The sequence below is a fragment of the Nocardioides sp. P4_G4 genome, from assembly GCF_056401085.1.
The window spans coordinates 37,012-45,847 of the sequence record NZ_JBFUKA010000026.1 but is presented as its reverse complement, the minus strand read 5'-3'; the positions used below and the strand labels follow the sequence as shown (position 1 = coordinate 45,847).

10 protein-coding genes are annotated in these 8,836 nt (G+C 72.5%); 4 read left to right on the top strand and 6 right to left on the bottom strand.

Annotation, left to right across the window (positions count from 1 at the left end):
* Positions 1–464, top strand: a 464-nt coding sequence (locus AC1DQF_RS08215; protein WP_477524726.1) for an HNH endonuclease signature motif containing protein, incomplete at its 5' end; no start/stop codon positions are given.
* Between the two features lie 60 nt (positions 465–524).
* On the opposite strand, the gene AC1DQF_RS08210 is transcribed toward AC1DQF_RS08215, so the two are convergent.
* The 6 genes from AC1DQF_RS08210 to AC1DQF_RS08185 form a co-directional block, all read right to left on the bottom strand.
* Entirely contained in the window at positions 525–875 is a 351-nt protein-coding gene (locus AC1DQF_RS08210; RefSeq protein ID WP_477524725.1) for an HIT domain-containing protein, read from the bottom strand.
* Positions 876–1,029: 154 nt separating this feature from the next.
* Complete coding sequence (locus AC1DQF_RS08205) at positions 1,030–1,797, bottom strand: CPBP family intramembrane glutamic endopeptidase (RefSeq protein WP_477524724.1); 768 nt, start codon at positions 1,795–1,797, stop codon at positions 1,030–1,032.
* A gap of 247 nt (positions 1,798–2,044) precedes the next feature.
* Positions 2,045–2,719, bottom strand: a complete 675-nt coding sequence (locus tag AC1DQF_RS08200) for a response regulator (protein WP_477524723.1) — start codon at positions 2,717–2,719, stop codon at positions 2,045–2,047.
* Between the two features lie 10 nt (positions 2,720–2,729).
* Entirely contained in the window at positions 2,730–3,887 is a 1,158-nt protein-coding gene (locus AC1DQF_RS08195; RefSeq protein ID WP_477524722.1) for a sensor histidine kinase, read from the bottom strand.
* 85 nt (positions 3,888–3,972) lie between these two features.
* A complete protein-coding gene (gene msrA, locus AC1DQF_RS08190; RefSeq protein ID WP_477524721.1) occupies positions 3,973–4,623 on the bottom strand; it encodes a peptide-methionine (S)-S-oxide reductase MsrA in 651 nt (216 codons plus the stop codon).
* A 52-nt stretch (positions 4,624–4,675) separates the two neighbouring features.
* Complete coding sequence (locus tag AC1DQF_RS08185; RefSeq protein ID WP_477524720.1) at positions 4,676–5,803, bottom strand: methyltransferase domain-containing protein; 1,128 nt, start codon at positions 5,801–5,803, stop codon at positions 4,676–4,678.
* A 90-nt stretch (positions 5,804–5,893) separates the two neighbouring features.
* Between AC1DQF_RS08185 and AC1DQF_RS08180 the strand changes: the two genes are divergently transcribed.
* Genes AC1DQF_RS08180 through AC1DQF_RS08170 form a run of 3 tightly spaced genes read left to right on the top strand, consistent with a single transcriptional unit; the run spans position 5,894 to position 8,830 of the window.
* On the top strand, positions 5,894–7,069 hold the full coding sequence (locus AC1DQF_RS08180) for a cystathionine gamma-synthase (protein ID WP_477524719.1): 1,176 nt from the start codon (positions 5,894–5,896) through the stop codon (positions 7,067–7,069).
* A gap of 13 nt (positions 7,070–7,082) precedes the next feature.
* Positions 7,083–7,403 carry a YidH family protein gene (locus tag AC1DQF_RS08175; protein ID WP_477524718.1) on the top strand — a complete coding sequence of 107 codons (321 nt, stop codon included), beginning with the start codon at positions 7,083–7,085 and terminating at the stop codon, positions 7,401–7,403.
* Between the two features lie 32 nt (positions 7,404–7,435).
* Entirely contained in the window at positions 7,436–8,830 is a 1,395-nt protein-coding gene (locus AC1DQF_RS08170; RefSeq protein WP_477524717.1) for a glutamate mutase L, read from the top strand.
* Positions 8,831–8,836: the final 6 nt, after the last annotated feature.

Genomic DNA, 8,836 nt, shown 5'->3' with positions numbered 1-8,836 from the left:
ACCTCGACCCGACGAAGCTCCCCCGCCACGGAGGGACCGCCACCTCGGTGGTCATCACCATGGACTTCGACACCCTCGTCAGTGGGCTCGGGGTCGCGACCACCGACACCGGCCACCGCATCAGCGCCTCCGAAGCCCGGCGCCTGGTCTGCAACGCCGGCCTCATCCCGGCCGTCCTGGGGGGTAGGTCCGAGGTCCTCGACCTCGGAAGGTCGAAGCGGCTCTACGAGAACGGCCCGCGGCGGGCGATGGATCTCCGCGACAAGCACTGCCGTGCCGAGGGCTGCGACATCCCCGCCGCCTGGTGCGAAGCACACCACCTCGTCCCCTGGAGCAAGGGCGGCAAGACCGACCTCGCCGACGGACTCCTCCTCTGCTCCCACCACCACCACGTGGCCCACGACGACAGCTACCTCCACGACCGACTCCCGAGCGGCGACCTGAGGTTCCACCGCCGCAGATAGGACCGGCCGGCGAAGGGTCGGAGATCACCCCCCGAGTCCCAGCGATGGACTAACGGGGCGTCAGTAACGGCCGGCGTCGCCACTGGCGACATGGACGTGCAGGTGCTTCGAGTCCTGGTAGCGCCCGAGGTTCGTGACGACTCGTGCCGCCCCGTGCTGTCGTTCGACCTGCCGAGCCACCGACTGCACGACATCGAGCAGCTCTCGCAGGAGCCGCTCGTCGGCGCCCGCCAGGTCGGTGAAGGAGGGCACGTGGACCTTCGGCACCACCACGACGTGCACGGGCCAGTGCGGCCGCGTGTGGTGGTAGGCGAGCACGCCGGTGCCGTGGTGGACGACGTCGAGCGCCGAGATGTCCCCGAGTGCGACGTCGCAGTAGAAGTCATCGCCGGAGTAGCCGCTCGAGGTCATGGTCGATCCTGACATCGCCATCGGCGGTGGGGCGCCGACTCCGCAAAGTCATACGAGCGCGACTCACGTGACAACGCCCCGCGAGGTCGACCACGACCTGGTGGTCATGGCCGACCCCGAGGGCAACGGGTTCTGCGTGGAGTGAGGCGCGACCTCAGTGGCGGGCGGGGCGCTTCCACACCTGTGCCGTCCGCAGGAGCACGGCCGCCATGACCGCGACGACGCCGAAGGTCGCGATGCCGGTCTCGCCGGCCACGAGGGCCAGGCTCGTGGGCGTGGTGGACGCGACGAGGGTGAACCCCCAGGCGAACGTCATGTTGGCGAAGGTGTGGCCCATCGTCACGGACCACACGCTGCCCGAGCGGTCCCACAGCCAGGCGTAGAAGACCCCGGCGGCGGTGATGGTCAGGACCGCCAGCGGTGCCGCGATCCAGCGCGGCCCCACGGTGTCGTACGTCGTCGCGAGCAGGATCAGCGGCAGGTGGAAGCAGCCGTGGATGAAGCCGGTGACGACCGCGGCGCGGCGCCGGGAGGTCAGCTGCTGGATGCGGGGCAGCATGAACCCGCGCCAGCCGATCTCCTCGCCCACCAGGACGACCATCATGACGAGGAAGTTGAGCACCGAGCTGACGACGACGTTGGCGACCGTGAAGCCGGTGACGTGGAGGGGCTCCAGGTGTCCCGCCCCCACCAGCAGGGCGATGCCGAACGCCCCTCCGCAGAGGAGGATCGGCATGCCGAACGCCGAGCCCCAGGTCTGCCTGCCGGCCCGGCCCACGCCGATGCTGCGCCACAGCTCGCGACGACGCCCCCTCCTGAACATCGTGAACGTGAGCACCGTGACTGCCACGGTCGGCAGGAGTGCGCTGATGAGCACGTTGACGTGGGCGTCGGGGATCCACAGGACGAGACCGAGCGCCATGGCGAAGGTGAGGGAGACGAAGGCGAGGACCTCACGCAGCGGGGAGCCCTGCTGAACCGATGTGGGGGTGGATGTCGGGGATGGTCCGACCGTAGGCGGCGGGGTGAATGTCTGGATGGGTGTCCGGGTCGATGTCATGTCTCCAGACTCACCGTGCGACCACCCCGGCCGCGTCTGGCTCGGGACCCCACATGACAGGCCTCGGGACAGAGCCGGGTCGTCCCGCGGGCCACCCGGAGCGGACGACTCAGCGACCGCCCGGGACCGCGAGACCGGACTCGTAGGCGTACATCACCAGCTGGGCGCGGTCCCGGAAGTCGAGCTTGGTGAGGAGGTGGCTGACGTGTGTCTTCACGGTGCCGTAGCCCAGGTGCAGCTGGGCCGCGATCTCGTGGTTGGACAGGCCCTGGGAGACGGCGAGCAGCACCTCGCGCTCGCGGTCGGTGAGCCCGTCGTCGTACGTCGGGTCGCGTCCGGCGGGCAGTGCGGCGAACCGTTCGATCAGGCGGCGGGTCACGCGGGGGTGCAGCAACGCCTCGCCCGCGGCGACCACCTCCAGCGCCTCCAGCAGCTGGTGCGGGCGGGTGTCCTTGAGCAGGAAGCCGCTCGCCCCCGACCTCAGGGCCTCCAGCACCAGGTCGTCGTCGTCGAAGGTCGTGAGCACCAGGATCCGGGTGGCACGGCACGCCGGGTCGGCCAGGATGGTCCGGGTCGCGGCCAGGCCGTCGAGGTGGGGCATCCGGACGTCCATCAGCACCACGTCCGGGGCGGTACGCCGGCACAGCGTGATCGCCTCCAACCCGTCCCGGGCCTCGCCGACCACCTCGACACCCTCCGCCGACCGCAGCAGCAGCACGAACCCGGCGCGCACCAGGTCCTGGTCGTCCACCACGGCGACCCGGATGCTCGACGGGCCACTCATCTGCGGGCCCTCATCGACGGGCCAGCGGGAGCGTGGCGTGGACGCGGAAGCCCCGGCCGCGCGCGCCGTGCTCGACCGTACCGCCGAGCAGTCGGACCCGTTCCTCGAGGCCGACGAGGCCGTGGCCCCGGGCCTTCCGGCCCGCGGCGCGTGGTGGACCGGGGTCGGTGACCTCGATGTCGAGCACCCCGGCCGATGCGGTGACACCGACGGTGGCGGTGGTGGCGGCGGAGTGCTTGACGATGTTGGTCAACGACTCCTGGACGATGCGGTACGCCGTCAGCGAGACGGCCGCGTCCATCGGCGGCGCCGGACCCGACCGGACCAGGTCGACCTCGAGGCCCGCGGCCAGGAGGTCGTGGGCCAGCGCCGGCAGGTCGTCGACACCCTGGCCCGGCGGGCGCGTCCCCTCCTGGGTCTCCTCGCGCAGCATGCCCAGCATCGAGCGGGTCTGGTCGAGGGCCCGACGACTGGTCTCGGCGATGGTCTCGAGCGCCTGCGCGGCGGCGTCGGGGTCGGTGCGGATGACGTGGGCGCCCACGCCGGCCTGCACGGCGATCAGCGACATGCTGTGCGCCACGACGTCGTGCAGCTCGCGCGCGATGCGCAGCCGCTCCTCGGTGACCACCGCGTGCAGCACGGCCCGCTGCTGCTCGCGCCGGGACCGGACGACCTCACCCGCCGCCCACGCGGCGACCACGAGCGCGAAGGCGAGCAGGACGTCCTTCGTGCGAAGGTCCGGGACACCGGCCAGCCCGAGCACGACGAAGCAGGCGAGACCGGCGCCGAGCCCGATCGCGGCGTCGCGGCGCCGGCCGTACGTCGCGAGCGAGTAGAGGCTCAGCAGCATCAGGACCGACAGCAGGCCGATGTAGTGGAAGGTGCCGCTGACGACCAGGGCGCCCACGAGGAACACGGCGTACGACGCCCGGGGCCTCGTGCGGCGCCACGCCAGCGCGCCGGCCGCGACGACCGTGGCCACCGCTGCGAGCAGGTCGGGCTCGTGCAGCCGGGGGTCGATCCCGGCGACGTCCGTGGCGAGGAGGGAGGTGAGGGCCAGCGCCGCGGCCACGATCCCCAGGGCGGGGTCGAGCCAACGGTCCAGGCGTCGCCACAGCGAGTTCCCCCCGCTGCCCCGGAACGCCGGTGCGACCGACTCGGCGCCCATCCCAGGAGGCTACGCGCGGAGGTGGGGCTCGCGCCTCTGTCCCGGGACGTAGGTCCCGGGACGTATCGCCCAGGGTCGGGGTCGGTCAGGCGGTCTTCGGGAACCGCACGCCGGTGTTGGCGTGGCACCGGTAGCCGAAGGGGTTCTTCGCGAGGTACTGCTGGTGCTGGTCCTCGGCGTAGAACCAGCCGGCCTCGGAGGCCGGTCGGATCTCGGTGGTGATCGAGCCCAGGCGGCGACGGGCGAGCTCGTCGCCGTACACCTTGGTCAGCTCGCGAGCAGTGGTCTCCTGCTCGGGGGAGGTGACGTAGAGGGCCGAGCGGTACTGCGTGCCGACGTCGTTGCCCTGCTGCATGCCCTGGGTCGGGTCGTGGATCTCGAAGAACTTCTTGACCAGGTCGGCGTACGAGACCACGGTCGGGTCGAAGACGATCCGCACGGCCTCGGTGTGACCGGTGCGGCCGGAGCAGACCTCCTCGTACGACGGGTGCGGGGTGTGGCCACCCGCGTAGCCGACCGACGTCGACCAGACGCCCGGCAGCTGCCAGTAGATCTCCTCGGCGCCCCAGAAGCAGCCGAGGCCGAAGATCGCCACCTCGTGGCCGGCGGGGACCTCGTCGGTGACGACGGGCGTCTTGAGGACCACGTGCTCGCCGAGGGCCCAGGGTGAGGAGTCGCGGCCGGGGAGGGCCTCGTCGGGGGAGGGGAGGGTGGAGGGCTTGCCGAATCCGAACATGGCCCCATTCTCCCCGGGCGGACAAGGGCAGCCGGTCCGGCGGCCCGCGACCTCACCCGAGCCGGTAGAACCGCCAGAAGCCGAAGTCCTCGATCGGGAGCGTCTCGCAGGTGGAGAACCCCGCGTCGCGCCCGTACGCCGCCAGGGTCGAGGGTCGCATCACGGTTCCCGTGCCCACGCTCGGCGGCGACGAGAGGCCGTCGGGCAGGCACACGAAGAGGCTGAAGCCGTACATCAGCCGCTCGAGCTCGTCGCCGTCCGGGGCGAACGCGTCGGCGACCGCCTCGTCCATCACCACCAGCGGTGCGCCCGGGGCCAGGGTGCGTCGGACGGAGGCGAGCACCTCGACGGGGCGCGGCATGTCGTGGACGCACTCGAAGGCGAACGCCGTGTCGTACCCCTCGCCCTCCAGGGTGCCGGCGTCCGCATGGGTGAACGTGACCCGGCCGTCGACGCCCGCAGCCCGCGCGTTGTCCCGCGCCATCGCCACCGAGGGGGCGTCGATGTCGATGCCGGTGAACGTCGCGTCCGGGTAGGCGCGCGCGAGCGAGATCGTCGACCAGCCGGCCCCGCACCCGACGTCCAGGACCCGCCCCCCGGGTGAGGAGAGCCGGGCGTGGAGGTCGGGGACGGAGGCGAGCGCGTCGGCGAGACGTCTCTCGTACCAGGGCCGGTTGGCATCGGCCTGGCCCGTACGCGCGTCGTCGCCGAGGTCGTCCCAGCTCACACCGCTGCCGTCGTGGTAGGCGCGGAGCAGCTGGGGCAGGACCGGACCCACGGCGCCGATGAGACGCGCGACCGGGGCGAGGTAGTCGAGGCTGCTGGCGTCGGTCAGCACCTCGCGCATGCCGTCAGGCAGGGAGAAGAGGGGGTCGGAGGTCGTCTCCGGGGACGAGATCGAGGACGGGTCGACGGTGAGGAGCGAGGTCACGGCCTGCTGCTCCAGCCACTCGCGGGTGTAGCGGGGATCGGTCCCGGCGCGCGTCGCCAGCTGCGCGGCGGTCGCCGGACCCTCGTCGGCCAGGCTGCGGTAGTAGCCGAGGCGGTCCCCGAGATGGATCGAGAGAAGGTCGACCGCGCCGAGGATGGCGCCGAGGACCCGCTCCGCGGCGACCTCCCGCGCGTCGTCTCTCGAGCCGTCGGTGGGGGTGTCGGTGGGGGTGTCGGTGGGGATGGTCATTGTCGATGGTCCCGCCACGCGGCCCGGGAGGAAACCCCTGCGCCCCACGAGGTTCCGGACCCGCCGAGCGCCGGGTCTAGGCTCGCTGCCGTGACTTCCTCCGAACACGTGAGCAAGGCCGGCTTCGAGACGCGGGCGATCCACGCGGGCTACGAGCCCGACGAGATGACCGGCGCGGTGATCCCGCCCATCTACGCGACCAGCACCTACAAGCAGGACGGTGTCGGCGGGCTGCGTGGCGGCTACGAGTACAGCCGCTCGGCCAACCCGACGCGCACCGCGCTCGAGGGTGCGTTGGCGGCCGTGGAGATGGGGGAGCGGGGCTTCGCGTTCGCCAGCGGCCTGGCCGCGGAGGACACCGTGGTCCGCGCCCTCACCCGGCCGGGCGACCACGCGGTGATCCCGGACGACGCGTACGGCGGCACGTTCCGCCTCTTCGACAAGGTCGAGAAGGTCTGGGGCCTCGACCACAGCCCGGCGCCGGTGAGCGACGTCGACGCCGTCCGCGCCGCCATCCGGCCGGGCAGCACCCAGCTGGTCTGGGTGGAGACGCCCACCAACCCCATGCTCAACGTCGGCGACATCGAGGCCCTCGCCGCGGTCGCCCATGACGCCGGCGCGCTGCTGGTCGTCGACAACACCTTCGCCTCGCCCTACCTCCAGCAGCCGCTCACGCTGGGTGCCGACGTGGTCGTCCACTCGACGACCAAGTACGTCGGGGGGCACAGCGACGTGGTCGGCGGCGCGATCGTCGTGCGCGATCACGAGCTGGCGGACGCGATCACCTTCCACCAGAACGCCATGGGTGCGGTGGCCGGACCCTTCGACTGCTTCCTCACCCACCGCGGGCTGAAGACGCTCGGCGTGCGGATGGACCGGCACTGCGACAACGCCGAGAGGGTCGTCGAGTTCCTCACCTCGCACGCCGCGGTGACCGAGGTGATCTACCCCGGCCTGGAGTCGCACCCCGGCCACGCGGTCGCCGCGAAGCAGATGAAGCGCTTCGGCGGCATGGTGTCCTTCCGGGTCGCCGGTGGCGTCGAGCAGGCGCTGCGCGTCTGCGAGTCCACCGAGGTCTTCACCCTCGGGGAGTCGCTCGGCGGCGTCGAGTCGCTCATCGAGCACCCGGGGAGGATGACGCACGCCAGCGTGGCCGGCACCGACCTCGAGGTGCCTGCCGACCTCGTCCGCCTCAGCGTGGGCATCGAGACGATCGACGACCTGCTGGCCGACCTCGACCGTGCCCTGGGCACCAGCGCGAGCTGACGGGCGCACGGTTGTGACCGACCCCGACATCCGCTTCACGCTCGCCAACGAGCGGACGTTCCTCGCGTGGGTGCGCACGGCGATCGGGCTGGTCGCGGCCGGGGTCGCGGTCTTCCGCCTCCTCGACGAGTCGGTGGCGACGACCGTCCTGACCGTGGTGCTCCTCGCCTCGGGGGCGCTCGCGGGGTGTGTGGGCTTCGCCCACTTCCGCGGGGCCGACCGGGCGATCCGTCGCGGGGAGACCATGCCGACCAGCATGGTCACGGTCACGGTGATGACCGCCGGTGTGCTCGTCGCCGCCGCGGTGGCCACGGTGAGCGTGTTCCTCACATGAGCACCGTCAATCCTGTGGGCACCGTCAGTCCTGTGGGCACCGTCGTCTGCGTCGACTTCGGCTCCACCTTCACCAAGGCGGCGCTGGTCGACCTCGACACCGGCGCCATCGTCGCCGCCGCCAGCCACCCGACCACGCTGCCGGACCCGGACGGGGTGGGTGACGTCCTCGACGGGTACGACGCGTGCGTGGCCGCGCTGGTCACCCAGGACACCCGGGCGGCGGACGCCGACGTGCTGGCCTGCTCCAGTGCCGGCGGTGGCCTGCGCATCGCCGTGGTCGGCAACGAGGAGCTCGTGACCGCCGAGGCCGGGCGGCGGGTCGCGCTGTCCAGCGGCGGCAAGGTGGTCGCCGTCCGGGCAATCAGTCGCGACGACGACCTGTCCGACCTCGAGGACCCCGATGTCGTGCTCCTGACCGGGGGTACCGACGGTGGCAACGCCGAGCCGCTGCTCGCCGCCGCCCGCGGCATCGTCGACGGCGGCTGGCGTGGGCCGGTCGTGGTCGCGGGCAACGTCGAGGCGCAGACGGAGGTGGCCGCGGTCCTCGGCGGGCTGCCCGTCGTGCTCGCCGACAACGTGGTGCCCCGGATCGGCGTGCTGGCCCCCGACAGCGCCCGGGCGGCGATCCGCGAGATGTTCCTGTCGCACGTGATCGGGGGCAAGCACCTGAGCGCGCACACGTCCGCCGACGGCCACGTCTTCACCGCCATGGTCCGCGGGGCCACCCCCGACGTGGTGCTCACCGGGGTCGAGCTGCTGGCCCGCGGGCTCGGCCCCGAGGATCCCGGCGCCGGGGACGTGGTGGTCGTCGACATCGGCGGCGCCACCACCGACGTGCACACCGTCGTGGAGCTGGACCCCGAGGACGCCGGCCTGTCCCGTGAGGTCGTCGGACTCACCCCGGTCACCCGCACGGTCGAGGGCGACCTCGGGATGCGCTGGTCCGCGGTCAGCACGGTCGCCGCCGCCGGTCTGGTCGAGCTCGCCGATGCGGCGGCACGACGGCACGCGGACCCCGGCTTCCTGCCCGCCGACGACCCGGAGCACGAGGACGAGGAGCGCGAGGTGGACGAGGCCATCGCTCGAGCCGCCGTCGACCTCGCCCTCAAGCGGCACGCCGGTCGCAGCCGGGTCGTCGTCAGCCCGGAGGGTCGCGTGGTCGAGCGCAGCGGCAAGGACCTGCGCGAGGTCGACCTGCTCGTGGGCTCCGGCGGTGTGCTGCGGCACGGCGCGGAGGGCGTCGTACGACGCGTGCTCCTGCCCAGCACGGGGGAGCACATCGAGGGTGGCTGKCAGCTGCCGCGGGCGCCGCGCGTGGTCGTGGACCGTGACTACGTGCTGGCGGCGGCCGGCCTGCTCGTCGCCGATCACCCCGCAGCAGCGCACCGGCTGGTGCAGCGACTGGCCACCGGAGCCGGTGAGTAGCCTGCA

Coding starts and splice junctions, on each gene's coding strand:
- AC1DQF_RS08210 (WP_477524725.1), bottom strand. CDS start 875: ATGACCTCGAGCGGCTACTCCGGCGATGACTTCTACTGCGACGTCGCA.
- AC1DQF_RS08195 (WP_477524722.1), bottom strand. CDS start 3,887: ATGGGCGCCGAGTCGGTCGCACCGGCGTTCCGGGGCAGCGGGGGGAAC.
- AC1DQF_RS08205 (WP_477524724.1), bottom strand. CDS start 1,797: ATGGCGCTCGGTCTCGTCCTGTGGATCCCCGACGCCCACGTCAACGTG.
- AC1DQF_RS08185 (WP_477524720.1), bottom strand. CDS start 5,803: ATGACCATCCCCACCGACACCCCCACCGACACCCCCACCGACGGCTCG.
- AC1DQF_RS08200 (WP_477524723.1), bottom strand. CDS start 2,719: ATGAGTGGCCCGTCGAGCATCCGGGTCGCCGTGGTGGACGACCAGGAC.
- msrA (WP_477524721.1), bottom strand. CDS start 4,623: ATGTTCGGATTCGGCAAGCCCTCCACCCTCCCCTCCCCCGACGAGGCC.